Raw genomic sequence first — 24575 nt, 5'->3', positions numbered from 1 at the left:
CACCTCAAGGCGCGGTCCTGGCCAGATAGTCTTCCAGCCAATGGATGTCGTAGTCGCCGTTCGCGATGTCCTGATTCTTGACCAGATCCTGGAACAGCGGCAGTGTCGTCTTGATGCCGTCGACGACGAACTCGTCGAGAACCCGGCGCAGGCGCATCATGCATTCGACGCGGGTGCGGCCATGCACGATCAGCTTGCCGATCAGGCTGTCGTAGTAGGGCGGAATCTTGTAGCCGGCATAGGCGCCGGAATCGACGCGAACGCCAAGGCCGCCCGGCGCGTGGAAATGCGTGATCGTGCCCGGCGAGGGTACGAAGGTGCGCGGATCCTCGGCATTGATGCGGCATTCGATGGCATGGCCCGAAAACGTGATCTCGTCCTGCGTGACCGAGAGGCCGGCGCCGGAAGCGACGCGGATCTGCTCGTGCACCAAGTCGATGCCGGTGATGGCTTCGGTGATCGGATGCTCGACCTGCAGGCGGGTGTTCATTTCGATGAAATAAAACTCGCCGTTCTCGTAGAGGAATTCTACCGTGCCGGCGCCCCGGTACTTCATCTTCTTCATCGCGTCGGCGCAGATCTGGCCGATCTTCATGCGCTGCTCGACATTGAGGGCAGGGGAGTTTGCCTCTTCCCAGACCTTCTGATGGCGGCGCTGCAGCGAGCAATCCCGTTCGCCCAGATGGATCGCGTTGCCTTCGCCATCGCCGACCACCTGCACTTCGATATGGCGTGGGTGTCCAAGATATTTTTCCATGTAGACGGCGTCGTTGCCGAACGCGGCGAGAGCCTCGGAGCGGGCGGTCGTGACGGCCTCTTCGAGTTCGGCCTCGGTCTTCGCAACCTTCATGCCGCGACCACCGCCACCGGCGGTCGCCTTGATCAGCACGGGGAAGCCGATCTGGCGGGCGATCTCCAGCGCATTCTCCGGCAACACTTCGCCCGCGGAGCCCGGAACGACCGGAATGCCGAGTTCTACGGCGGTCTTCTTGGCGGTGATCTTGTCGCCCATCAGGCGGATATGCTCAGCGGTCGGGCCGATGAAGGTGATACCGTGGGCATCGAGGATGTCAGCGAACTTCGCGTTTTCCGACAGGAAGCCGTAGCCTGGATGGACGGCGTCTGCCCCGGTGATTTCGCAGGCGGCGACGATCTGGTGGATGTTCAGATAGCTGTCACGCGACTGCGGCGGACCGATGCAGACGCTCTCGTCGGCAAGGCGGACGTGCATCGCGTCGGCGTCGGCCGTCGAGTGGACAGCGACGGTGGCGATGCCGAGTTCCTTGCAGGCGCGAAGCACTCGGAGTGCGATTTCGCCGCGATTGGCAATGAGGATCTTGGAAATGGTCATCGGCTTACTCGATGACGACGAGCGGTTCGCCGTACTCGACCGGGCGACCGTCTTCGACGATGATTTCGACGACCTTACCAGAGCGCGGCGCCGGAATCTGGTTCATGGTCTTCATGGCTTCGATGATCAGCAGCGTCTGGCCTTCCTTGACGATCGAGCCGACCTCGACGAAGGGGCGCGAGCCCGGGGCCGGCGCGAGGTAGACAGTGCCAACCATCGGTGCTGTCAGCGTGTTGGCGATATTGCGCGCCGGTTCGGCCGAAACGACCGGCACGGCCGCAGTTGCTGCGGCCGGTGCGGCATATTGCTGGTAGGCCATCTGCGGCATCGCCATCATCTGCGGCGCGGCGCGCGAGACGCGGATGCGGATGTCGTCCTGTTCGACTTCGATCTCGCTGAGGTCTGTGTCGTTGAGGATGTTTGCCAGATCACGGATCAGCGCCTGATCGATTCCCGATTTCTTGTCAGCCATTTGAAAGGGGTCCTGTATTCTTGTTATTGCGTGATGTTCTTCAGCGCATGAAGCGCCAGGATGTAGCTGTGAGGGCCGAAGCCGCAGATCATGCCCTTGGTGGCGGGCGCGATCACCGATTTGTGGCGGAATGCTTCCCGTGAATGGATGTTGGAAATATGCACCTCGACGACCGGAACGCCGATCGCGCGGATGGCATCGTGCAGCGCAATCGAAGTATGCGTATAGGCACCGGCATTGATCGCCACGCCCACCGACCTTTCGCCGGCCTCGTGCAGCCAGTCGACCAGCACGCCTTCGTGGTTGGTTTGGCGGAAGTCCACTGAAAAGCCGAGTTCTACGCCGACGGCCGTACATTCGGCCTCGATGTCGGCGAGCGTCTTGCCGCCGTAGATCCCCGGCTCGCGTTTGCCGAGCGCGTTGAGATTGGGGCCATTCAGGACGAAAAGGGTCTTGCTCATCTGCGAATCCGTCGACTTTCAACCGCCTCCTATAGACCGGTGGGGCCGCAAGGGAAAGCCCTTTGCGGCCCGGGTGCCGTACGTTCCCCGGAAAATGAGGAGGAAGGTTAAGCGCGGTGTGTTGCGCTGTCAGCAGCTCGCCTGGCCGCAGCTACGGACATTGGCAAGCTTCTGCCCGATCGCCTCGGAACCGATGGCACCGAACACCGCCTCGTTGCCGACGATGTAGGAGGGCGTACCGGTGATGCCAAGGCTGGTGGCCAGTTGGTAGGCCTCCTTGACCGATGCGTCATTCGGGTTCTCGGCCATCATCTTGCGGATCTGCTCTTCGCTGACGCCGAGCGAAACCGCGACTTCGATCGCGCTTTCCTCGCCCGCGCGACCCTCGGCTCTCATCAGGGCGCGGTGGAAATCGCCGTACTTCTCCGGCGCAATCTTGCGGAAGGCATCCGACACTTTGTGGGCAGCGTCTGATTCCGGTCCCAAAATCGGGAATTCTTTCAGCACGAAACGGACATTCTTGTCCTTGGCGAGGATATCGTCCATGTCCGAGAGTGCGCGCTTGCAGTAGCCGCAATTGTAGTCAAAGAACTCAACGATCGTGACGTCGCCGTCCGGATTTCCGAGCGCAAGGTCGTGCTTCGAGGAAAAGAGCGCGTCCTTGTTTTCCGCTACCGCCGCAGAAGCCTGCTGCAGGCGCGCCTGCTGCTGCTTCTTCTCAAGCGCATCCTGGACGTCGAGCATGATCTCCGGATTGGCGATCAGGTATTCCTTGATGAAGGCGCCGAACTCCTTTTTCTGCGCATCATCCAGCGCAGCGGCCGCTGTGGGCAGGGCCACCGGCAGGAGCACGAGAACGGTGGCGGCAAGCTTCCTGAAATTCAAGGCCATTTCTTTCCTCTTGAATACTGTCCGCCTCAGCGGATGTCGTGCGGTGGCCGAAGCCATCCGAAATCATTGATGTCCTAAAGCGTAAAGGCAGCGAACGGCAAGTGGAATTGGAAAATGGCCGCAACACAACGCTCTCACCATTGTGAAGACTTGAATAATGCGGCAATTGTCGGGCACCCTTTATCGAGCGGAGAGAGTTGTTCGTGGTTTCCCTTTCAAGACGCAGCGCAGTCGAACCCTTCCATGCCATGGATATTCTGGCGGAAGCGACCAGACGTCGCAATGCCGGAAAACCGGTGATCTCCATGGCGGTCGGTCAGCCGGGCCACCCCGCGCCGCAAGCCGCCCTTGCCGCGGCGCGCGAAGCGCTCGGCCATGGCCGTATCGGCTATACGGACGCGCTCGGTCTGGCGGAATTGAGGGCACGACTCGCCGACCACTATCGCCGTCGTCATGGTATTGCCGTCGATCCAGCGCGCGTGGTCGTCACCACCGGATCGTCGGCCGGCTTCAACCTTGCTTTTCTGGCCCTGTTCGATGCAGGCGACGCCGTGGCGATCGCAAGGCCCGGCTATCCGGCCTATCGCGCCATCCTCTCGGCGCTGGGCCTCAAGGTGATCGAGGTTCCGGTCAATGCCGAAACCCAGTTCACGCTTACGCCCGAAAGCCTCGAGGCTGCGCAGGCGAGGGCGGGAGTACGTCTCAAGGGCGTGCTGCTGGCAAGCCCCGCCAACCCGACCGGTACGGTGACGGGGAGGGCGCAACTGAAGGCGGTCTATGATTATTGCCAGGGGCAGGGCATCACGCTCATCTCCGACGAGATCTATCATGGCCTCACTTATGCCGGCGAGGAGGCGACCGCGCTGGAGATCGGCGACGAGACGATCGTCATCAACTCCTTCTCCAAATATTACTGCATGACAGGTTGGCGCATCGGCTGGATGGTGGTGCCCGACCACATCGTCCGGCCGCTCGAATGCCTGGCGCAGAGCCTCTACATCTCCGCGCCCGAACTCTCGCAGATCGCGGCAATTGCCGCGCTCGGTGCCGAAGAGGAACTGGAGCAATACAAGGCGAGTTGCCGGAGGAACCGTGACTTCCTGATGGCGCGTCTGCCCATGCTCGGCCTGCCGCTGCTCTCGCCGATGGATGGCGCGTTCTACGCCTATGTGGACGTCACCCGCTATACCAATGACAGCATGGCGTTTGCCCGTCGCATGCTGGCCGAGATCGACGTGGCGGCGACCCCCGGAATGGATTTCGATCCGCTCGATGGCCACGGCGCGCTGCGCATTTCCTATGCCGGGACCTATGCCGAGATGGTCGAAGCGACCGACAGGATGGCTGCCTGGCTTCCCGAAATTTCAATCTGATCAGATGGTTATGCGCTCCGGCGGAATCGGATCGAGAAGCGCTTGAATCACTTTCTGAACGATGACCGCAAACGAAAAGGGCCGCGTCAAACGCGGCCCTCTTGATTTCGGCGATGGCTGTGCGCTTCTCAGAAGAAGCCGCGCTTCTGCCACCAGCCACCCTTTTTCGGCTTCGTCGGATCGTCGTTGCCATCCGTCGACGCCTTGACGGAGGTCACGACCGGTTCTGAAGAGGTGACGTTGGACTGGCGGTTGGCGCGAGCCGGCTTCGCCTCCTCGGCGGCATCCACCTCGACCTCTGCTTCTGCAGGTGCCACGACTTCTTCCGCCGCAGGCTCCACCGCCACGGGAGCCTTGACCCTGGCTTCCGCCTTGGCAACTGGCTCGGCGGCGATCACCGGTTCCTCGACGGGAGAAACGGCAACCTTGGCCTTGCGGCTGCGGCGCGGCTTAGGCTGAGCGGCTTCCTCGGCGGATTCGATCGCTGCCATGGCTGCCGGCTCTTGAGCGACAGCCTTCTCCGCGATCTCCTCGATCAGAGCGGCTTCCGTATCGCTGTCGTCAGCTTCGTCGCCTTCGGCCGATGCTTCCGTGCCGTTCTCGCTACCTTCTTCGCCTGGACGGCTGCGGCGGCCGCCGCGCTTTCCGCGACGGCGGCGCTTGCGCTTCAGGCCATCTTCGCCGACGGTGTCGCCGTCCTCGCGGGCTTCGCCAGCGGTTTCGACGGTGCCGTCTTCATCGCCGTCATCACTCTCGTCTTCGTCGCCCTCGGCTTCAGCGTCAGCACCAGCCTGAACGCCGTTGTCCTGGCCATTCTTGTTCCGGCGGCGACGGCGACGCTTGCGCTTGCGGCTCTGTTCGTCGCCATTGCCGGATGCGGCAGGTTGGGCGGCCGGTGCGGCTGCAATGATTTCCTCGTCTTCTTCTTCCTCTTCAATCTCGGGGACGTAGTCGTCCTCCTCGATTGCCGGGAGCAATTGCATCAGGCTCTCGATCTTCACCGGTTCGGCGACGGGCTCGCCGCGATCGATGCCGAAGTGCTGAGCGCCGACCGAATTGTCGCTGTCGATGACGATGGCCACACCAAAGCGATTCTCGTAGTCGACGATCGTTCCGCGCTTTTGGTTGAGGATGTAGAGCGCCGTCTCCGGTGTCGTACGAACCGTGATGTCGTGGGTCGTGTTTTTCAGCAGGTATTCTTCAATGCCGCGCAGGACGTGCAGGGCAACCGAGGACTGCGAGCGGATGAGGCCTGTACCACCGCAATGCGGGCAGAGCTGCGTCGTCGATTCGAGAACCGAAGCGCGGATGCGCTGGCGCGACATTTCTAGAAGGCCGAAATGCGAGATCCGACCGACCTGGATACGTGCGCGGTCGTTCTTGAGGCAGTCCTTCAGCTTCTTCTCGACAGCGCGGTTGTTGCGCTTTTCTTCCATGTCGATGAAGTCAATGACGATCAGGCCGGCAAGGTCGCGCAGGCGAAGCTGGCGGGCGACCTCTTCGGCGGCCTCCAGATTGGTCTGGAGGGCCGTATCCTCGATCGAATATTCGCGGGTCGAGCGGCCGGAGTTGACGTCGATCGCCACCAACGCTTCGGTCTGGTTGATGATGATGTAGCCGCCGGACTTCAGCGTCACTTGCGGCTGCAGCATCTTGTCGAGCTGTCCTTCGATGCCGGAGCGCGAGAAGATCGGGTGCAGGTCGCGATAGGGCTGAACCACCTTGGCGTGGCTTGGCATCAGCATCTTCATGAAGTCTTTCGCTTCGCGATAGCCTTCCTCGCCGGCGACGACGATCTCGGAGATGTCCTTGTTGTAAAGGTCACGGATCGAGCGCTTGATCAGCGAGCCTTCCTCATAGACGAGGCAAGGGGCGGTCGAATTGAGCGTCAGCGTGCGGACATTTTCCCACAGGCGCATCAGGTATTCGAAGTCGCGCTTGATCTCGACCTTGGTGCGGTTCGCACCGGCCGTGCGCAGGATCACGCCCATGCCGAGCGGCACTTCGAGCCCGCGGGCAATCTCCTTCAGACGCTTGCGGTCGGCCGGCTGCGTGATCTTGCGAGAAATGCCTCCGCCGCGCGCCGTGTTCGGCATCAGAACCGAATAACGGCCGGCGAGCGACAGGTAGGTGGTCAGAGCCGCGCCCTTGTTGCCGCGTTCTTCCTTGGCCACCTGGACCAGAAGAATCTGACGCCGCTTGATGACTTCCTGGATGCGATACTGCTTGCGCGGCTTGCGCACGATCCGGTCCGGAACCTCTTCCATGGCGTCTTCTGCGCCGACGGATTCGATTTCTTCCTTCTCTTCGATGTGGTCGTCATCATCATCATCGAAATCGTCGTCGCGACCGCGGCGTCCGCCGGCATCCTCGGAAATTTCGTCCTCGGTCTCGAACAGGGCCGCCATGTCGCCCTTGCCGTCGTCTTCGATGCTATCGATGGCGTCGGTAATCTGTTCTTCAGGCTCGGCGGTCTTCTTGGCGCGCGGCTTGCGGGTGCGCTTCGGCTTGGCCTTGGGGGCTTCCCCTGCGGGTGCAGCCTCTTCGGCTGCAGCTTCCATCGGCCCTTCGGTCGAAGTCTCCACGTTCGCGTCTACTTCTTCAACCGCCGCGATGCCGACGGCGACGTCGGGCTGTTCCTGCTTGGCCAGATCGACGACCGCAGGCTCATCGCCATCCGACTCGTCTTCGCGGCGATGCTCTTCGGCCTCGGCACTCAGGAGCGCCTGCCGGTCGGCATAGGGGATCTGGTAGTAGTCTGGATGGATTTCGGCGAAGGCCAGGAAGCCATGGCGATTGCCGCCGTAGTCGACGAAGGCCGCCTGCAACGAGGGTTCGACACGTGTCACCTTCGCCAGATATATGTTGCCCCGTATCTGTTTCTTGTGCTGGGACTCGAAATCGAACTCTTCGATACGATTACCGCGTACGACGACAACGCGCGTCTCTTCTTCGTGAGACGCGTCGATCAACATTTTGTCTGCCATTTAAGCTGTGCTCCTCGGCGCCGCCAGGAAGGAGTTCACTCGCTCGCTGTACTGTGGTGCGGGTGATGCCTTGGGGGCTTGGCGCCGGATATAGATGTTTCCGCCCGATGGGGTGCACTAGCAGCAATTGAACGGCTGCCGGGGTGCTTGAAAAGCCCGATCCGCCTGAATTGTTCAAGATCAACTGCAATGACATCAAAGACCGAACGAAAACGACAATGACTTAGGTCCCTCGGGACCCGATGAGTGCTCTTTTGAGCATGCGGTGGAAACCACCAGTTGCGTTTGCCGGCCGAGCCGGCGTGTTAAACCAGTTTCAGGAAAAAAAGCGGAGACGGCGGATGAATACCCGACAAGCGAGGCGCCAAGTCCTTGAAGAGGTTGGCAGCCGAGGCGGTCATTCTATCCCGTGGGCACTTTTAACCCTCATTTGCCTTGTATGTTTTCTCCGTGACAATAGCAAGTGGCAACGAAATTATGCCATATTATCGATTGATTAGCGGGGTTTGCGTTGGAATGCCGATTCTCGGAGAAACGGCTCGGCTGTACCGATCTGGCACGGGTCAGTCGCCGAAAAACCGTCCATTTCCAAGCGATTGGGTCTGATTTTCATACGTGATCGATGCGATGGCGGCGTCAAATGGGCAATCGTCGGCGATCCGACACGGGGAGACAATGTGGTTAGGAGCCGCTTTTGTTCAGACTGTATGCATTGGCGGGGGCGCATGTTTTCGCGAATCGCTCTCCTTTTGCTATTGACCGTTGCTGGCGTAGGGACAGCGGGCGATGCTGCTTCGGCTGCGCAAGATGAGCCCGCGGATTCGTTGGCAGCCTACGCTGCGCGGATCGTTGGCGACCGCGCCCGCACCCGGATAGTGCTGGAGTTCGACCGCAGGCCGGAAATCGCCGTACGCTACATTGGCAAGCCCGACCGTATCGTCGTCGACTTGCCTTCGACGGTATTCACCTTTCCGGAGGCCGACCTTGAGGCGAGGGGACTGTTCCGCGATATTCGCTACGGCTCTATGGACGCGGGTTCCGCGCGCCTGGTGCTGACGGCAGACCGGCCCGCCCGGCTGGTCGCGAGCGAGGTCATGGCGAACGAGAACGGTGAAGGCTATCGCCTTGTGCTCGATGCGGAGATGGTATCGCAGCAGGATTTCGAGAAGCTGGTGAACGAGCAGAGCTGGATGACGGCGAGCGTCGATGATGCCTCCGCCTCGTTGCGCGGCGGTCGGGTCGCGGCGGTCGAGCGGGCCACGACGGGGGCATTTGTCATCGCCATCGACGCCGGCCACGGCGGCATCGACGCGGGCGCGACCGGCGCAGCGACAAAGACGCAGGAGAAGGAGATCACGCTGGCCTTCGCCAAGGCCCTGGCTGAACGGCTGAAGGGTGAGCCCGGTATCGAGGCTTTTCTGGTGAGGGAGGGGGACGAGTTTCTTTCGCTGGCCGAGCGCGTCACCATCGCGCGCCAGCGCGGGGCGAACCTCCTCATCTCTTTCCACGCCGACACGCTTCGCCAGAACAACATCCGCGGTGCCACGGTCTACACCATTTCCGACAAGGCATCCGACCGCATGGCCGCCGATCTCGCCGAACGCGAAAACCTGTCCGATGCAGTGGGTGGGGTCAGCTATTCCAGCGAGCCGGCGGAGGTCTCTGACATCCTTCTCGATCTCACGCGGCGCGAGACGCAGGCCTTCTCGATTTCGATGGCCGATTCGGTGGTCAAATCCTTCGAAGGGCAGGTGGCGCTGATCAACAATCCGCATCGTTATGCCGGCTTCCGGGTGCTGCAGGCCCATGACGTGCCCTCCATCCTACTGGAACTGGGCTTCCTGTCCAACAAGGAGGATGAGAAGCAGCTGCTCGATCCGGCCTGGCGCGTGAAGATTGCCGAACTGCTGGCCGCGGCGATCAAGCGCTACCGCCTTCCGGTCGTTGCCAACGGTGGCTGAGGCAAAGCCATCACATGGCGTCGGCGGTGCATAAGCGAGACATGGCCCTATTTTCCTCACAATCGGGCCGTTACTCCGAACTGGGTCACTTGCGTCTTGCCATGGAGTGCATGACGTGCAAAACGCCACGCTATGTGCGATGTTCGCCCATAGCGCGCTGAACCGAAAGCATTGCCGGTAGCTCGAATATGATCAGACTGATTGGTTATCTCTTCGGACTCGCGTCCGTCCTCGCCCTCGGTGTCGCGGGTGTTGTCGCCGTTTACCTGAACGGGGTCTCGAAGGACTTGCCGGACTACGAGGTCTTGTCGAGCTACGCACCACCGGTTACGACGCGCATTCACGCGGGCAACGGCGCGCTGATGGCGGAATACGCCCGCGAGCGCCGTCTCTTCCTGCCGATCCAGGCGATCCCGGACCGGGTCAAGGCGGCGTTCCTTTCGGCGGAAGACAAGAACTTCTACAACCATCCGGGTGTCGATGTTTACGGCCTTGCCCGCGCGGTCGTGACCAATATTCAGAATATGGGTTCCGGTCGACGCCCCGTTGGCGCCTCGACCATCACCCAGCAGGTGGCGAAGAACTTTCTACTCTCCTCCGACCAGACGATCGACCGCAAGGTCAAGGAGGCGATTCTATCCTTCCGTATCGAGCAGACCTATTCGAAAGACAAGATCCTTGAGCTTTATCTCAATGAGATCTTTTTCGGCATGAATGCCTATGGCATCGCCGGCGCGGCGCTCACCTATTTCGACAAGGCGGTGACCGAACTTACCATCGCCGAAACCGCCTACCTCGCCGCCTTGCCGAAGGGGCCGTCGAACTACCATCCGTTCCGTCACACCGAGGCGGCGATCGAGCGTCGCAACTGGGTCGTCGACCGCATGGTGGAGAACGGCTTCGTCACTAAGGCTGACGGCGATGAGGCCAAGAAGCAGCCGCTCGGCGTGAATGTCCGCCGCACGGGTTCGTCTCTCTTTGCCTCGGACTATTTCGCCGAGGAGGTTCGCCGCCAGATCATCGAGAAGTACGGAGACAAGTCGCTGTATGAAGGCGGCCTGTCCGTGCGGACGTCCCTCGATCCGCAGATGCAGATTGCCGCCCGAAAGGCCTTGCAGGACGGTCTGCTCAACTACGATCTGCGCCGCGGTTTCCGCGGTCCCCTGGCGAAGATATCCGCTTCGGGTGACTGGGGCGCCGAACTTGCGAAGGTCAATGCCCTGAGCGACGTACCGGAATGGAAGCTTGCCGTCGTGCTCGCCGTCTCGGCTTCGCGCGTCGACATCGGCCTGCAGCCCGCCAAGGAAGCGGGCGGAAAGGTCGCGGCAGATCGCGTGACAGGTCGCATCATGGCCGAGGACATGGGGTGGGCCTATCGCTCTGCGACCGGTGATCGCAAAACTGCGAAATCGCCGGAAGGGGTGCTGGAACCGGGTGACGTCGTGTTCGTCGAGGCACTCGCGGATTCGCCGGAACGCTACAGGTTGCGCCAGCCACCAAAGGTGCAGGGTGGTCTGGTCGCCATGGATCCGCATACCGGCCGCGTGCTCGCGATGGTCGGCGGCTTTTCCTATGCTCAGTCGGAATTCAACCGCGCCACGCAGGCCATGCGTCAGCCCGGCTCGTCGTTCAAGCCGTTCGTCTATGCCGCAGCGCTCGACAACGGCTACACGCCCGCGTCGGTCATCATGGACGCTCCTATCGAATTCGTCTCGGGCGGTCAGCTTTGGCGCCCGCAGAACTACGGCGGCGGTTCGGCCGGCCCCTCGACCCTGCGTCTCGGCATCGAGAAATCGCGCAACCTGATGACGGTCCGCCTGGCCAACGACATGGGGATGAATCTCGTTGCCGAATATGCCGAACGTTTTGGGGTATACGACAAGATGATGCCGCTGCTGTCCATGTCTCTCGGTTCGGGAGAGACCACAGTGCTGCGCATGGTCTCCGCCTATGCCGTGCTGGCCAATGGCGGCAAGCAGATCAAGCCGACCCTGATCGACCGCATCCAGGACCGCTACGGTAAGACCATTTTCCGCCATGAGGAACGTGTCTGCGAAGGCTGCAACGCCAATGGTTGGGAAGGCCAGGAGGAGCCGGAGGTCGTCGACAATCGCGAGCAGGTGCTCGACCCGATGACGGCCTACCAGATTACCTCGATGATGGAAGGCGCTGTTTCGCGCGGGACCGCCGCCGGCAAGATCAAGCTCGATCGGCCTGTAGCCGGCAAGACCGGCACTACGAACGACGAAAAGGATGCCTGGTTCGTCGGCTATACGCCCGACCTCGTCGCCGGTCTCTACATTGGTTTCGACAGTCCCGCACCGCTCGGTCGCGGATCCACGGGGGGATCGTTGTCGGCTCCGGTTTTCAACGAGTTCATGCAGGTCGCGGTAGCCGGCACTGCCCCGGGCAAGTTCCGCCTGCCGGAGGGCATGAGCCTCATACCGGTCAACCGCAAGAACGGCATGTATGCGACCGCAGGTGATCCCGACACGATCATCGAGGCTTTCAAGCCTGGCACGGGCCCGGCCGATACCTTCTCGGTTATCGGCATGGAAGAATATGTCGCACCCGAGGAGATCCTGCGGGAATCGCCGCAGGCCAATCAGGCGGTGACCTCAGGCGCCGGCGGCCTGTTCTGACATCAAGCGAAGTTCAATGCGAGCGGCCGCCCTTTACATCGGGGGCGGCCGCAACTAATTGACGAACCAGTTTAGACCGAGGTTAAGATCATCCACTATGCGCAATGAAATCGAGAATGTAGTCGACGAAATCAAGCAGGCCATAAGCCTGCTGAGGAGGCATCTTTGACTGGGACCAGGCGGTAAGGCGACTGGACTGGTTGAACAACAAGGCAGAGGATCCGAACCTCTGGAACGATGCAGCCGAGGCCCAAAAGCTGATGCGCGAGCGCCAGCAACTCGATGACAGTATCAATGGCGTCAAGCGGCTCGAACAGGAGCTGAACGACAACATCGAGCTGATCGAGATGGGCGAGGAAGAAGGCGACGAATTGGTCGTCAAGGACGCCGAGAATGCGCTCAGGGCGCTGAAGGCCGAGTCCGGCAAGCTGCAGGTCGAGGCCATGCTGTCCGGCGAGGCCGACGGCAATGACACCTATGTCGAAGTCCATTCCGGTGCCGGTGGCACCGAGAGCCAGGACTGGGCCAACATGCTCTTGCGCATGTATATCCGCTGGGCCGAGAAGCAGGGCTTCAAGGTCGAGGTTCTGGAAGTCCATGACGGTGAAGAAGCCGGCATCAAGTCCGCGACGATTCACATTAAGGGCCACAACGCCTACGGCTGGATGAAGACCGAATTGGGCGTGCATCGTCTGGTGCGCATATCGCCCTATGATTCGAACGCGCGTCGCCACACTTCATTTTCGTCGGTCTGGGTCTATCCGGTCGTCGACGATTCGATCCAGATTGACATCAACGAAAGCGATTGCCGCATCGATACGTATCGTTCATCGGGCGCAGGCGGCCAGCACGTCAACACGACCGACTCGGCGGTGCGTATCACGCATATTCCCACCGGCATTGCTGTTGCATGCCAACAGGAGCGCTCGCAGCACAAGAATAAGGCCAAGGCCTGGGAAATGCTGCGTGCCCGCCTGTACGAGGCGGAACTGATGAAACGGGAAGCCGCAGCCAACGCGGAAGCGGCGTCGAAGACTGATATTGGCTGGGGGCACCAGATCCGTTCCTACGTTTTGCAGCCCTATCAGTTGGTCAAGGATCTCAGGACCGGTGTCGAGAGCACCGATCCGGATACCGTGCTGAACGGTGACCTGAACGAATTCATGGAGGCTGCGCTCGCCCACCGCATCAGCGGCAAGGCCGACGCAGTTTCTGACATCGACTGATCGCTTTTGACAGTCAGGGTTTGATGCTGCGGCGGGCAATTGCCCGCCGTTTCGCAGCCTGGTGTTCAGTTCGTGGCGCGCTCGACGCGAATCTCGCCGAGTTCGTCGATCAGCACCGTCCAGGCGTCCGGTTCGACCTGTGCCGGATCTGTCTTGAGATAGACGGTGGCGAAAAAGCCTGGCTGGCGGCTGACGCCGGTTGAATCCTCGGGCCGAATATCGGTCACATAAGGCCGGATCGCGGTGAACTCCTCGAGCCTCTACGCTTTCCAGCACCTGCGGTCCGGCTTCGCTCGACAGGATCTGCTGCAGATAGACCCTGGTTGTGCGATCCGGCTGGCGGATCGCGATCAGCTTGTAATAGCCCCGGCGGGGAGCAGGGGTGATAGCCTCAGCTGATGGGGCCGGCTGGCTGGCATCGGCGGGCGGCTGCGATTGCGGTGTAGGCGGCACCGCCGTTTCGTTCTCGCCCTCCCATGAACCGCCGCTGATTACGAAGGTCGCCGTCACCGGCAGTTGGTCTATGTCCTCGGCAAGCGCGGAACTGCCCACCAGCATCAGGCCGAGAAGGCCGGCGCGGAACAACAGGGTAGGGGCCATCCGATCGTCTCCCTTAGTCAGAAAACTGTTCAGCGAGGATGCGATCCGACCAGGAGCGATCCGGATCGGAAAGAATGCGGGCGGTCGTGTCCTCTGACTGGGCGATGTGGACCCGGATCACGGACTTCACCTCGGTATGATCGGCGACCGCGTTGACCGGACGTTTCTCCGGTTCGAGCACGATGATCTCGACGCTGACCCTGTTCGGCAGCAGCGCTCCACGCCACCGGCGAGGACGAAACGCACTGACCGGCGTCAGGGCCAGAAGTGGCGCTTCGAGCGGCAGGATCGGACCGTGCGCCGAGAGGTTGTAGGCAGTCGAACCGACCGGCGTGGCGACCATTAGGCCGTCGCAGATCAGTTCGTCGAGCCTGACCTTGCCGTCGATCAGCACACGCAGTTTGGCGGCCTGGTAAGATTGCCTGAGCAGCGACACTTCGTTGATCGCGAGCGCCACCGAATTCGAACCGTCGGCATTGGTGGTGGTCATCTTCAACGGGTGGAATTCGTTCTCAACCGCCGCGGCGATGCGTTCGCGCAGGCTCTCTGTCGAATAGTCGTTCATCAGAAAGCCGACCGAGCCGCGGTTCATGCCATAGACGAGCTTCCCCGAATTCATCGTGTCGTGCAATGTCTGCAACATGAAGCCGTCACCGCCGAGCGCGACGATGACGTCCGCCTCTGCCGGATCCACGTTTCCATAGCGCGCCGAAAGTTCGTCGCGCGAGGCCTGGGCCTCTTCTGAAATGGAGGCGATGAAGGAAAGCGACTGGAACGAACGCGTCATGGACAGCCCTTTGTGATCAGGCACTGTGGTACATGATGTAGGCTAGGAGCGACAAGGCGTTTCGCGGCGAAACAGTTCGCTTGCCTGCATTGCGTGGTGACGGGTTGCGAGGTTCGGGTTGTTTTCCCCTTTACAGCAGTCCAGAATCTGCTATCCGACGCTTCGGAAATGCCCTTGTAGCTCAGTTGGTAGAGCACCTGATTTGTAATCAGGGGGTCGCGGGTTCGAATCCTGCCGGGGGCACCATTTCCCACCCTTTGAAAATTCTGGATTTTTTCGCTCTGCGGCTTGCTTCCGCACTGGTGCTTCAAGGCCTTGAGCACTTTACTGAGGCGTGATCTCGCCTGTTTGGCAATCAGGTCCTCGCCGATGGCCGGTCGTTCACATTACCCGATTGAGTGCTCGCTTGACGACTGCCGTTCAGGCATAGCCGATGATTGCGCGCTGGACCTTGCGCTGGGTGCCATAGTCGCGGGCATACGCACTGCGGCCATTATCCTGCCGGGAAGCGGCGCGTACATCGACCGCCGGAAAAGAGAGAACGCCGTCGGCGAAGGTGCCTGTATCCGGTGTTTTATCCGGTGTTTCCGCGGCGTTGGCACGGATGGTATTCAGCAGTTCCAGCATGTTCTTCCTCCCAATAAACGCATCAACGGCTCGGTGGCGGCTTCGGTTCCCATCCTACCTCCATCAGGTTGACCGTTCGTTAACCATCATGGGAGGGGGCTCAAGAACCGGGCTTTTGCCAGTGAGATTTGCGCGCGGACGGAGCTATTCGGCTTCCCTGTCCGCTCGCACCGCCTCCTGCAATTCGCCGATGAGGTTGGGAAGGGCGCTGTGGATGCGGTTCCAGCTCGGCATGAAGGGCGTGGAGTTGGGATTGTCGAGGAAGATATTGCCGGCCTCGACCAGGTTGGCGGCAAACAGTTCGACGGCCTGTTCCTCCCTGTGCCGGTCGGTCGAGAGCCCGTTCATCCGCGCGTCGTTGTGATAGATCTCCACGAGGTCGAGCGCTGTGCGGTAGTAGGTCGCCTTCAGCGTCCGAAGGCTCTCCTGGCTGAAGACCACCCCATCGGTCGCAAGCTTGCGTAGCAGCGCCTTGGTTATGTCGATCGACATGCGCGACAGGCCACGGGCGCTGTCGTCGGGCGAGAGCGGCTGGTGTTTGTGGTCATAGGCATCTGCAATGTCCACCTGGCAGATGGCATTGTTCGAATAGTTGCGCCAGAGTTCTGACAACACGCCGATCTCGAGCCCCCAGTCCGACGGGATGCGAATATCCGGCAGCAGGTGGGTGCGCATGGCGAACTCGCCGGCGAGCGGATAGCGGAACGCTTTCAGATAATCGATGTAAGGGTGATGGCCGATCACCCGCTCGAGGCTCAAGAGCAGCGGCGTGACCAGCAGCCGGGTCACACGTCCGTTGAGCGAGCGCTCTGCGATCCGTGGATAGTACCCCTTGGAAAAGACGTAAGGGAAGCCGGGATTTGCGACCGGATAGATCAGTCGCGCCAGCATCTCGCGCGAATAGGTGGTGATGTCGCAATCGTGCAGTGCCACCACGCCGGAATTGCGCGCGCCGAGCACATATCCCATGCAGTACCAGACATTGCGGCCCTTGCCCGGCTGGTCGGGGGCGAGTTTTGCCTCGTCAAGCTGCTGATCGATCGCGCTCAGCCTCGGCCCGTCATGCCAAATGACGGAATGCTTCTGCGGCAGGCGGGAGAAATACGACTTGGCATGCTCGAACTGCGCCCGGTCGGCCTGGTCGAGGCCGATGACGATTTCGGAAATGTAGGGAACTTCCGTGAGCTCGCTGACAATGTGTTCGAGGGCTGGGGCCTCAAGCTCCGAATAGAGTGACGGCAGGATCAGGGTGATCGGTCGGTTGGTGGCGAATTGCTCGATTTCCCGTTCCATGCGCTCAAGCGAGCGTTCGCGCAGATTGTGCAGGGTGGCCACTACGCCGTTCTGGTGAAAATCCGCCATGTCGATCCTTCCTCAAAAGGCACGGCTGCGGCCATGCGACTAAAACCCCGTTTCAACGAGTTGAAGAATGCTTTCGTTCCAGCCTTCCGGGCCGGCATTTCGCGACCGCGAAATAAACCCCTGGCGTTCCCGGTTTGTCACCGGAAGCGGGGCGTGCGCCGGGTTGGCGATGATCACACCACGGTCGGCCGCCTCCAGCATGGCGAGATCATTCGGCGCGTCGCCGAGTGCGATCGTGGTGACCGGTTCTCCGGTCTCCGATGCGTAGGCCGCGGCGATTTCCACCATGCGCTCGGCCTTGGAAGTCTTCGGCATGACGGTAAGGAAGCGCCCGCCCTGGACTGCCTGGTAGTCGAGGGTGTCGAGACGGGCGTAGAATTCCGCTCTCTGCTCCGCGCTGCCGGAAAAGATGCCAGGTTCGGAAAAGCGCCGTTGCTTGGCGAGCGCCGCGGCTGTCGGCGCAAGACCGGTGCGCGCAGTCACCTGTTCCACGCTCCAGTCGCCGAAGCCTTCGAACAGGCCGGCCAGATGTTCGGGTAGCGACTGAAGAATGCGGCGTAAGGACTCGTATTGATTCGCCTCTTCATCTCGGTGCCCGGCAAGATTGGCGATGCCGGCGCCGTTTTCGACGATCATCGGATGGTCGATGCCGATTGCTTCGGCGATCGGGCGCATCTCCGCCTCCGTCTTGCTGCTGGCAAGCACGAGCGGGATCCGTCTCGCCCTCAGCGCGGCGAGGGCCGGCAGGGCTGCTGCGAAGGAATAGGTCTCGTGGTCGAGCAGTGTGCCGTCGAGATCGGAGAAGACGACGATCATGCCGTCTTTTTTGCGAGATGCTGGCGCGTCGCGTAGAGCGCGATCGCCGCGGCGTTGGAGACGTTGAGCGATTTGATCGCGCCGGGCATGTCGAGGCGAGCAAGCACATTGACCGTCTCGCGCGTCTTCTGCCTCAGGCCCTTGCCCTCGGCCCCCAGCACCAGCGCGACCTTGTCGCCGGACAGCATGCCTTCGAGCGGGGCCGGCCCGTCCGAATCGAGGCCGACCGAAAAGAAGCCGAGCTTGTGTAACTCACCGAGCGCGTCCGATAAGTTGGTGATCTGGATATAGGGGATCATTTCCAGCGCGCCCGAGGCGGATTTGGCCAGTACACCGGATTCGGTCGGGCTGTGGCGCATGGTGGTGATGACCGCGCCGGCACCAAAGGCGACAGCGGTGCGCATGATCGCGCCGACATTGTGCGGATCTGTCACCTGATCGAGCACCAGCAGGAGAGGGCTGTCTTTGAGCGCTTCCAGCCGACGCAGGGGAAGCGGGCGCGTCTCCAGCATCACGCCCTGGTGGATCGCGTCCGGGCCGAGCTGCTTGTCGAGATCCTGCGGCGAGACGATTTCAACAGGAAAGCCGAGTTCGGAAACGGGTCCGATCTCAAGTCTTACGAGCGCATTCTGCGTGACGGAGAGCCTGATCAGCTTGCGCTCGGGATTGTCGATCGCTGCACGCACGGTGTGCAGGCCATAGAGGCGGACCTGATCTGGCGCGATCTGTGGGGGCGTCCAGTCGGTCTCTTTGCGACGATCCTTGCGGGTATCGGGCGTCGGGATTTCGCCACGTTCGCGCTTCGCATCGCGCACCTGGCGGCGCAGCGTTGCATAGTGGGTATCACGGGCGGTTTTGTCGATCTTCGTATCTTTTGCCATGTCGTCTTATAGCTGCCCCGGATCGTCGGGGATAGACCCGCTTGGCCCCTGCTCCATTTTCCGCAGGCTGAAATTTTTCCAGTTTTTTCGACATTCATCGTGTTGACATGAGCGGGAAGGGCCGTCATATACCCGCCGCAGATCGCGGGGCAAATGCCACTGCAATCTCGACTGAAAAGCTTGGTCGCTTGATCCGGACGAATAGACTGGAGAGATGCCCGAGTGGTTAAAGGGGACGGACTGTAAATCCGTTGGCTTCGCCTACGTTGGTTCAAATCCAACTCTCTCCACCATTCGTCCTCGGATCGAACATCGCGGGTATAGCTCAATGGTAGAGCAGCAGCCTTCCAAGCTGAATACGCGGGTTCGATTCCCGCTACCCGCTCCAGTCGATCTCCTCACGAAATTCGTAGTTTCCATCAGGGCGATGAAAATGGAAGCATAATTGCCTTCCGGGCGTTTCGGCTTCCGTCCTTGAATACCAGCTCTATTCGAGGACGGAAGCCGAAACGCCCGGGGTGAGGCAACGCGACGCCGAATTGCGCGTGTGCAGGCTCTATTCAATGATCTGCCGTTTCCCTTGCTGTTGTATTCAAGTTGTCTCGTAATTGCACTATCCTGCGCCTGGTCCATCATCCCTGGAGGAAAAAGACATGGTGCAAAAAATGAGAGCTGCGATCTTCGTTGAGAAGGGTCGCATCGTACTCGACGAGAAGCCCATCCCCGACGTCGGCCCGCTTGATGCGCTGATCCGCATCACGACGACCACGATCTGCGGTACGGACGTCCATATCCTCAAGGGTGAGTACCCCGTCGAGAAGGGCCTGACGATCGGCCACGAGCCGGTGGGAGTCATCGAAAAACTCGGCTCTGCAGTAGAGGGCTACAAGGAAGGCCAGCGCGTGATCGCCGGGGCAATCACGCCCTCAGGCCACAGCTATGCCTGCCTGTGCGGCTGCGGTTCGCAGGACGGAGCCGGCACGAAGCACGGGTTCAAGGCCATGGGCGGCTGGAAGTTCGGCAACACCATCGACGGCTGCCAGGCCGAGTACGTGCTGGTGAAGGACGCGATGGCCAATCTCAGCCCCATTCCAGACCAGCTAACCGACGAGCAGGTGCTGATGTGCCCCGACATCATGTCGACCGGCTTTTCGGGCGCGGAGAGCGGCGGGGTCAGGATCGGCGATACCGTCGTTGTCTTCGCGCTTGGGCCGATCGGTCTGTGCGCGGTGGCGGGCGCGAAGCTGATGGGTGCAACGACGATCATCGGTGTCGACACGCTGGCGTCGCGCATGGAGGTTGCCAAAAAGCTCGGCGCCGATCACGTTATCGACTTCAAGGCAGGCGATCCCGTGGAGCAGATCATGGCGCTGACGGACGGCCGCGGCGTCGATGTCGCGATCGAGGCGCTCGGCACGCAAGGGACCTTCCGCTCCGCGCTCGAATCCTTGCGCCCCGGGGGGACGCTGTCGAGCCTCGGAGTTTATTCCAGCGATCTCACCATACCGCTCGGGGCTTTCTCGGCGGGCCTCGGAGACAACAAGATCGTGACGACGCTTTGCCCAGGCGGCAAGGAACGCATGCGCCGCCTCATGGAGGTCTGCGCGTCCGGCCGTGTCGACCTGAAGCCGCTTGTCACCCATCGCTTCAAGCTGGACGATATCGAGGAGGCCTACGACCTCTTCGCCAACCAGCGCGACGGCGTGCTGAAAGTGGCAATCGAGCCGTAAGGTGGCATCGAATAATCTGCGGATCCGACGTCGTATCAGCGTGTGACGGATACGATTTGACGCCGGTCGAAAGGGTAGGGTGCGGCCTTGTCCCTGCGATCCGGCGTCAAATCATTTAAGTCTTGCGCAATCCTCGGGAAAGCCTTAAACGGCGGGACCAAACCGGTTCGCCGGCACCACATCTTTCTCGATCATAGGAAGCATTCAAATGGCAAAGAGTAAGTTTGAGCGCAATAAGCCGCACGTCAACATCGGTACGATCGGCCACGTCGACCATGGCAAGACGTCTCTGACGGCAGCGATCACCAAGTACTTTGGTGAATACAAGGCCTATGACCAGATCGACGCGGCGCCGGAGGAAAAGGCGCGCGGCATCACCATTTCGACGGCGCACGTCGAGTATGAGACGGCGGCCCGCCACTATGCGCACGTCGACTGCCCCGGCCACGCCGACTACGTCAAGAACATGATCACCGGTGCGGCCCAGATGGACGGCGCGATCCTGGTGTGCTCGGCTGCCGACGGCCCGATGCCGCAGACCCGCGAGCACATCCTGCTCGCCCGTCAGGTCGGCGTTCCGGCGATCGTGGTGTTCTTGAACAAGGTCGACCAGGTCGATGACCCGGAACTCCTCGAGCTCGTCGAGCTTGAAGTTCGCGAACTCCTGTCGTCCTACGACTTCCCCGGCGACGAGATCCCGATCGTCAAGGGCTCGGCTCTGGCGGCTCTGGAAGATTCGGACAAGACGATCGGCGAAGACGCGATCCGCGAACTGATGGCCGCTGTCGACGCCTACATTCCGACGCCTGAGCGTCCGATCGACCAGCCCTTCCTGATGCCGATCGAAGACGTGTTCTCGATCTCGGGCCGTGGTACGGTTGTGACCGGCCGCGTCGAGCGTGGTATCGTCAAGGTTGGCGAAGAAGTCGAAATCGTCGGCATCCGTCCGACCACCAAGACGACGGTGACCGGCGTTGAAATGTTCCGCAAGCTGCTCGACCAGGGCCAGGCTGGCGACAACATCGGCGCCCTGATCCGCGGCGTTGCCCGTGACGGCGTCGAGCGTGGCCAGATCCTGTGCAAGCCGGGTTCGGTCAAGCCGCACAAGAAGTTCATGGCAGAAGCCTACATCCTGACGAAGGAAGAAGGCGGTCGTCATACGCCGTTCTTCACCAACTACCGTCCGCAGTTCTACTTCCGCACCACCGACGTGACGGGCATCGTCTCGCTTCCGGAAGGCACGGAAATGGTCATGCCGGGCGACAACGTCACGGTTGAAGTCGAACTGATCGTGCCGATCGCGATGGAAGAAAAGCTGCGTTTCGCGATCCGCGAAGGCGGCCGTACCGTTGGCGCAGGCATCGTCGCCTCGATTATCGAGTAGTTTCTTTCCCGCAAGGGATGGAAGAAAGCCCCGGGATACGGCGTATCCCGGGGCTTTTGTTTTTGCCTCTGACACCTGCAGTCTGCGGACCGTCGACCCTGCGTGCAGCCAGGTCAAGCCCGTGGATATTGGCGTGGGTGGCGATTGTGTGTAGAAGAATTGTTCTTCCGTTGCTGTCCGATGGGCACGCCGAGCAGTCGGTGCAAGCCCGCTGAACATTGATCGTGCCCGAATTCAGGAGAGTGGAATGTTGGATGAAATAGCGCGCGTCTATATAGGCTTCGATTCAAACGAAGTCGTTGCCTACCATGTCCTGGCGCAGAGCATTATTCAGCACTCCACGATCCCGGTGGTCTTTTCCCCCATTGTGCTCGACCATCTTGGCGGAATGTTCCAGCGCGAACGCAATGCCCTCCAGTCGACGGAATTCTCCTTCTCGCGCTTCATGGTTCCCTACCTCAGTGGCTATGAGGGCTGGAGTTTGTTCGTCGACTGCGACATGCTCGCGAGAGCAGATATCGCGGAGCTTTGGGCCTTGCGCGACGATCGCTACGCGGTGATGTGCGTGAAGCACGATTACCAGCCCAAGATCGAGACGAAATTTCTCGGACAGACGCAGACCAAGTATGAGAAGAAAAACTGGTCGAGCGTGATGATGTTCAACAACGCGAAGTGCAGGGCGCTGTCGCCGGAATATGTGAACACGGCTTCGGGCTTGCAACTGCACCAGTTCAAGTGGCTTGAGGATGACGGTCAGATTGGCGGCCTGCCTGTCGGCTGGAACCACCTCGTCAACGAATACGAGTACCGGCCGGAGGCCAAGATCGTCCATTTTACCGATGGCGGCCCGTATTTCGACGAGTACCGCAACGACGACTATGCCGACGAGTGGTTCGCGATGCGCGACCGCACACTCTTTGTTCGTCAGCGGGAGGTCTAATGTCCGACGTCCCCGTTTCTATTCGCACGACCGAAGGCATCGACGCGACCGCCGGGTGGTCTGAGCTTTTTTCCCGCTATACGCACATCGTACTGGTCGCCAACAGCGAGCAGGCGCAACTTGATGCGGTGAGATCCGGCTTGCCCGATACGGCGCTATTCGTCTTCTTCAACAAGGTCTACAAAGTGCTCGAAAGGCCGTTCGACGGGAACGCCCTGCTCGTCGCCCGGAGCGGATCGGTCGGTGCCAATATCGTCTACCGTCGCGAGGTCGGTGACGTCCTCAATTACTTTCCGGGCGATCGCTTCGTCGGGATTGCCAATCTGCGCGTCGATGCGGGCGAGCGGTTCAGTCGCGCGGAGGATTTCGGCGGTGCGGCGGTCGGTCATCTCGACCTCGCATCCCATTTTACCGACTTCTATCCGAAGGGCCGGATTCCGACGAGCGGATTTGCGCTTGCCGTCTGGCTTGCAGAGCTTCGCCTCGGCCGGACCGTGATGATTACCGGTTTCTCCGCACGCCGAAGCGCCAGTTGGAAGCTCTTCCACCAGCACGACTGGACGTTCGAGCAGGTTGTGCTGCGCCTCTTGATTCGCAGCGGTACGATCGTCTCGGCGGAAGGCGCCGAGTTTAATGCCTATTCTGCGATCACGCGGCGATTCCCCGAGCTTGAGACCGGCGAGGTGGTCTTCGCTGGCGTTGAGGTTTTGTCCGAGCGGCTGGAAGGGGCGAACCACGAGATCGACAGGCTCTTTTCCTACACCAAGTTCAACCGCGCTCTCCACACCTTCAGTCGTTGGCTAAAGCCCAAGAAGCGGAAGGTCAAGCTGGCCGAGAAGCTGAAGGCGGCCGAGCAAAAGAGCGATTCCTGATTTCAAGGGTCGTGGCGGCGGTCTGACTTTCCACGTAGCGTAGGGAGTGTCGGTAGGGGCGGAAAAGATCGGGCTTGCCTGTCGAAAAAGGAAAAAACAGGCTTGCCAATCGTTTCGGGTCCCCTTAAAGGGAGCGCCATGCCATCTCGCAGAGCGATGCGTCATGCTTCGCCTGTGCCGGGATCTAGGGGTATAGCTCAGTTGGTAGAGCGGCGGTCTCCAAAACCGCAGGTCGTAGGTTCGAGCCCTGCTGCCCCTGCCAAGTTCCGCATTTCGGCGCAGTCTCTTGCGACGGTCGCTTGAAGAGCGTGCGGACTTGTTGAAGGCAAAAGTTGCGGACGGATGGATTCACTCTTGTGTAAAGGGGAATCGATCTTTATGTAGGGTTCAAACAGACACGCGGTGCGTGGGGCTGACATTGTCGGCTTTACGTGCCGTAAATGCGTGGGCATTAAATGGCATCCAAGACTAATCCATTCGCGTTTCTGCAGCAGGTTCGCTCCGAGACGTCCAAAGTCACATGGCCATCGCGGCGCGAGACGATGATCTCGACGGCGATGGTGCTGTTCATGGTGCTCTTCGCTGCACTGTTTTTCTTTGCGGCCGATCAATTGATCGGCTGGCTGATCAGCCTCGTGCTGAGCATCGGCAATTAATTAGCGGAGACGAACATGGCTGCACGTTGGTATATCGTCCACGCTTATTCCAATTTTGAAAAGAAGGTCGCGGAAGACATCGAGCACAAGGCCAAGCAGAAGGGCCTTGATCACCTCTTCGAGAGGATTCTCGTGCCGACCGAAAAGGTTGTCGAGGTGCGCCGCGGCCGCAAGGTCGACGCCGAGCGCAAGTTCTTCCCCGGTTACGTGCTGGTGCGGGCGAACCTGACTGACGAGGCCTACCACCTCATCAAGAATACCCCGAAGGTCACGGGTTTTCTCGGTTCCGACAACAAGCCTGTTCCGATCCCGGATTTCGAGGCTGAGCGTATTCTGGGGCAGGTCCAGGAAGGTGTCGAGCGTCCGAAGTCCTCCGTCTCCTTCGAGATCGGAGAGCAGGTCCGCGTTTCCGACGGTCCGTTCGCTTCGTTTAACGGTGTTGTTCAGGACGTTGATGAGGAGCGGTCGCGCCTCAAGGTTGAGGTCTCGATCTTCGGTCGCGCGACCCCGGTTGAACTGGAATACGGTCAGGTCGAAAAGGTCTGATCGGAAGGGG

The 24575-nt window shown here is 60.7% G+C and carries 20 protein-coding genes, 4 tRNA genes and 1 pseudogene; 14 read left to right on the top strand and 11 right to left on the bottom strand.

Features of this window, described 5'->3' with window-relative positions; translation table 11 throughout:
• Nucleotides 1–4 precede the first annotated feature (4 nt).
• The 4 genes from accC to ACWPVA_RS09040 form a co-directional block, all read right to left on the bottom strand.
• Nucleotides 5–1351 (bottom strand): acetyl-CoA carboxylase biotin carboxylase subunit, encoded by a 1347-nt coding sequence (gene accC, locus ACWPVA_RS09055; protein ID WP_454287367.1) that lies wholly within the window; start codon nt 1349–1351, stop codon nt 5–7.
• 4 nt (nt 1352–1355) lie between these two features.
• Nucleotides 1356–1823, bottom strand: coding sequence for an acetyl-CoA carboxylase biotin carboxyl carrier protein (gene accB / locus ACWPVA_RS09050; protein ID WP_454287366.1), 468 nt, complete (start codon nt 1821–1823; stop codon nt 1356–1358).
• A gap of 23 nt (nt 1824–1846) precedes the next feature.
• Nucleotides 1847–2284: a type II 3-dehydroquinate dehydratase gene (aroQ, locus tag ACWPVA_RS09045; protein WP_454287365.1), complete on the bottom strand. Its 438-nt coding sequence runs from the start codon at nt 2282–2284 to the stop codon at nt 1847–1849.
• A gap of 129 nt (nt 2285–2413) precedes the next feature.
• A complete protein-coding gene (locus tag ACWPVA_RS09040) occupies nt 2414–3175 on the bottom strand; it encodes a DsbA family protein (RefSeq protein ID WP_454287364.1) in 762 nt (253 codons plus the stop codon).
• A gap of 203 nt (nt 3176–3378) precedes the next feature.
• Between ACWPVA_RS09040 and ACWPVA_RS09035 the strand changes: the two genes are divergently transcribed.
• A complete protein-coding gene (locus tag ACWPVA_RS09035; protein ID WP_454287363.1) occupies nt 3379–4548 on the top strand; it encodes a pyridoxal phosphate-dependent aminotransferase in 1170 nt (389 codons plus the stop codon).
• 128 nt (nt 4549–4676) lie between these two features.
• Here the strand turns inward: ACWPVA_RS09035 and ACWPVA_RS09030 are convergent, their stop codons facing one another.
• Entirely contained in the window at nt 4677–7535 is a 2859-nt protein-coding gene (locus tag ACWPVA_RS09030) for an Rne/Rng family ribonuclease (RefSeq protein WP_454287362.1), read from the bottom strand.
• A gap of 707 nt (nt 7536–8242) precedes the next feature.
• Between ACWPVA_RS09030 and ACWPVA_RS09025 the strand changes: the two genes are divergently transcribed.
• From ACWPVA_RS09025 to prfB, 3 genes are all read left to right on the top strand, one after another.
• Complete coding sequence (locus ACWPVA_RS09025; RefSeq protein WP_454287361.1) at nt 8243–9496, top strand: N-acetylmuramoyl-L-alanine amidase; 1254 nt, start codon at nt 8243–8245, stop codon at nt 9494–9496.
• 188 nt (nt 9497–9684) lie between these two features.
• Nucleotides 9685–12138: a penicillin-binding protein 1A gene (locus tag ACWPVA_RS09020; protein ID WP_454287360.1), complete on the top strand. Its 2454-nt coding sequence runs from the start codon at nt 9685–9687 to the stop codon at nt 12136–12138.
• Nucleotides 12139–12235: 97 nt separating this feature from the next.
• Nucleotides 12236–13364, top strand: a protein-coding gene (gene prfB, locus ACWPVA_RS09015; RefSeq protein ID WP_454287359.1) for a peptide chain release factor 2 whose coding sequence is annotated in 2 segments (ribosomal slippage) — nt 12236–12304 and nt 12306–13364 — 1128 coding nt in all. Because the reading frame shifts where the segments join, the coding sequence is not laid out codon by codon here.
• Between the two features lie 65 nt (nt 13365–13429).
• Here the strand turns inward: prfB and ACWPVA_RS09010 are convergent.
• Together ACWPVA_RS09010 and ACWPVA_RS09005 are read right to left on the bottom strand one after the other, a co-directional pair.
• A pseudogene (locus tag ACWPVA_RS09010) lies at nt 13430–13964 on the bottom strand (hypothetical protein).
• A gap of 13 nt (nt 13965–13977) precedes the next feature.
• Complete coding sequence (locus ACWPVA_RS09005; protein ID WP_454287358.1) at nt 13978–14751, bottom strand: NAD kinase; 774 nt, start codon at nt 14749–14751, stop codon at nt 13978–13980.
• Nucleotides 14752–14921: 170 nt separating this feature from the next.
• On the opposite strand from ACWPVA_RS09005, the gene ACWPVA_RS09000 reads away from it, so the two are divergent.
• A tRNA-Thr gene (locus ACWPVA_RS09000) sits at nt 14922–14997 on the top strand.
• Nucleotides 14998–15171: 174 nt separating this feature from the next.
• Here the strand turns inward: ACWPVA_RS09000 and ACWPVA_RS08995 are convergent.
• From ACWPVA_RS08995 to rlmB, 4 genes are all read right to left on the bottom strand, one after another.
• Complete coding sequence (locus ACWPVA_RS08995; protein WP_454287357.1) at nt 15172–15378, bottom strand: hypothetical protein; 207 nt, start codon at nt 15376–15378, stop codon at nt 15172–15174.
• A gap of 144 nt (nt 15379–15522) precedes the next feature.
• Nucleotides 15523–16740, bottom strand: a complete 1218-nt coding sequence (locus tag ACWPVA_RS08990) for a glycosyl transferase (protein ID WP_454287356.1) — start codon at nt 16738–16740, stop codon at nt 15523–15525.
• A 39-nt stretch (nt 16741–16779) separates the two neighbouring features.
• The gene (locus tag ACWPVA_RS08985) at nt 16780–17556 is read right to left on the bottom strand and encodes an HAD-IIB family hydrolase (protein WP_454287355.1); all 777 of its coding nucleotides are present in this window, start codon (nt 17554–17556) and stop codon (nt 16780–16782) included.
• Complete coding sequence (rlmB, locus tag ACWPVA_RS08980; RefSeq protein WP_454287354.1) at nt 17553–18437, bottom strand: 23S rRNA (guanosine(2251)-2'-O)-methyltransferase RlmB; 885 nt, start codon at nt 18435–18437, stop codon at nt 17553–17555. Before rlmB ends, ACWPVA_RS08985 begins: the two co-directional genes overlap by 4 nt.
• A gap of 208 nt (nt 18438–18645) precedes the next feature.
• On the opposite strand from rlmB, the gene ACWPVA_RS08975 reads away from it, so the two are divergent.
• The 9 genes from ACWPVA_RS08975 to nusG all read left to right on the top strand — a co-directional run bounded on the left by ACWPVA_RS08975 (nt 18646) and on the right by nusG (nt 24565).
• Nucleotides 18646–18730: transfer RNA gene (locus tag ACWPVA_RS08975), tRNA-Tyr, on the top strand.
• Nucleotides 18731–18751: 21 nt separating this feature from the next.
• Nucleotides 18752–18825, top strand: a tRNA-Gly gene (locus ACWPVA_RS08970).
• Between the two features lie 268 nt (nt 18826–19093).
• A complete protein-coding gene (locus ACWPVA_RS08965) occupies nt 19094–20167 on the top strand; it encodes an NAD(P)-dependent alcohol dehydrogenase (RefSeq protein ID WP_454289555.1) in 1074 nt (357 codons plus the stop codon).
• A 208-nt stretch (nt 20168–20375) separates the two neighbouring features.
• Nucleotides 20376–21551 carry an elongation factor Tu gene (gene tuf, locus ACWPVA_RS08960; protein ID WP_454287339.1) on the top strand — a complete coding sequence of 392 codons (1176 nt, stop codon included), beginning with the start codon at nt 20376–20378 and terminating at the stop codon, nt 21549–21551.
• A gap of 247 nt (nt 21552–21798) precedes the next feature.
• The gene (locus ACWPVA_RS08955) at nt 21799–22491 is read left to right on the top strand and encodes a glycosyltransferase (RefSeq protein ID WP_454287353.1); all 693 of its coding nucleotides are present in this window, start codon (nt 21799–21801) and stop codon (nt 22489–22491) included.
• Nucleotides 22491–23363 carry a 3-deoxy-manno-octulosonate cytidylyltransferase gene (locus ACWPVA_RS08950; RefSeq protein ID WP_454287352.1) on the top strand — a complete coding sequence of 291 codons (873 nt, stop codon included), beginning with the start codon at nt 22491–22493 and terminating at the stop codon, nt 23361–23363. Before ACWPVA_RS08955 ends, ACWPVA_RS08950 begins: the two co-directional genes overlap by 1 nt.
• Before the next feature lie 186 nt (nt 23364–23549).
• Nucleotides 23550–23625 (top strand) — tRNA-Trp (locus tag ACWPVA_RS08945).
• Nucleotides 23626–23818: 193 nt separating this feature from the next.
• On the top strand, nt 23819–24019 hold the full coding sequence (secE, locus tag ACWPVA_RS08940; protein WP_454287351.1) for a preprotein translocase subunit SecE: 201 nt from the start codon (nt 23819–23821) through the stop codon (nt 24017–24019).
• A gap of 15 nt (nt 24020–24034) precedes the next feature.
• Nucleotides 24035–24565 carry a transcription termination/antitermination protein NusG gene (gene nusG / locus ACWPVA_RS08935; protein ID WP_454287350.1) on the top strand — a complete coding sequence of 177 codons (531 nt, stop codon included), beginning with the start codon at nt 24035–24037 and terminating at the stop codon, nt 24563–24565.
• The last annotated feature ends 10 nt before the right edge of the window (nt 24566–24575 follow it).

The sequence above is a fragment of the Rhizobium arsenicireducens genome (assembly GCF_964021225.1).
Note: the sequence above shows the minus strand (reverse complement) of the source record. Positions and strands in the feature narration are given on the sequence as shown.

Bases quoted from the DNA above. Each gene is read 5' to 3' on its own strand.
- ACWPVA_RS08995 (WP_454287357.1), bottom strand. From the start codon at position 15,378: ATGCTGGAACTGCTGAATACCATCCGTGCCAACGCCGCGGAAACACCG.
- aroQ (WP_454287365.1), bottom strand. From the start codon at position 2,284: ATGAGCAAGACCCTTTTCGTCCTGAATGGCCCCAATCTCAACGCGCTC.
- ACWPVA_RS08950 (WP_454287352.1), top strand. From the start codon at position 22,491: ATGTCCGACGTCCCCGTTTCTATTCGCACGACCGAAGGCATCGACGCG.
- ACWPVA_RS09020 (WP_454287360.1), top strand. From the start codon at position 9,685: ATGATCAGACTGATTGGTTATCTCTTCGGACTCGCGTCCGTCCTCGCC.
- ACWPVA_RS09040 (WP_454287364.1), bottom strand. From the start codon at position 3,175: ATGGCCTTGAATTTCAGGAAGCTTGCCGCCACCGTTCTCGTGCTCCTG.
- tuf (WP_454287339.1), top strand. From the start codon at position 20,376: ATGGCAAAGAGTAAGTTTGAGCGCAATAAGCCGCACGTCAACATCGGT.
- nusG (WP_454287350.1), top strand. From the start codon at position 24,035: ATGGCTGCACGTTGGTATATCGTCCACGCTTATTCCAATTTTGAAAAG.
- accB (WP_454287366.1), bottom strand. From the start codon at position 1,823: ATGGCTGACAAGAAATCGGGAATCGATCAGGCGCTGATCCGTGATCTG.
- rlmB (WP_454287354.1), bottom strand. From the start codon at position 18,437: ATGGCAAAAGATACGAAGATCGACAAAACCGCCCGTGATACCCACTAT.
- ACWPVA_RS08990 (WP_454287356.1), bottom strand. From the start codon at position 16,740: ATGGCGGATTTTCACCAGAACGGCGTAGTGGCCACCCTGCACAATCTG.
- secE (WP_454287351.1), top strand. From the start codon at position 23,819: ATGGCATCCAAGACTAATCCATTCGCGTTTCTGCAGCAGGTTCGCTCC.
- ACWPVA_RS09030 (WP_454287362.1), bottom strand. From the start codon at position 7,535: ATGGCAGACAAAATGTTGATCGACGCGTCTCACGAAGAAGAGACGCGC.
- ACWPVA_RS09025 (WP_454287361.1), top strand. From the start codon at position 8,243: ATGCATTGGCGGGGGCGCATGTTTTCGCGAATCGCTCTCCTTTTGCTA.
- accC (WP_454287367.1), bottom strand. From the start codon at position 1,351: ATGACCATTTCCAAGATCCTCATTGCCAATCGCGGCGAAATCGCACTC.
- ACWPVA_RS08985 (WP_454287355.1), bottom strand. From the start codon at position 17,556: ATGATCGTCGTCTTCTCCGATCTCGACGGCACACTGCTCGACCACGAG.
- ACWPVA_RS09005 (WP_454287358.1), bottom strand. From the start codon at position 14,751: ATGACGCGTTCGTTCCAGTCGCTTTCCTTCATCGCCTCCATTTCAGAA.
- ACWPVA_RS08955 (WP_454287353.1), top strand. From the start codon at position 21,799: ATGTTGGATGAAATAGCGCGCGTCTATATAGGCTTCGATTCAAACGAA.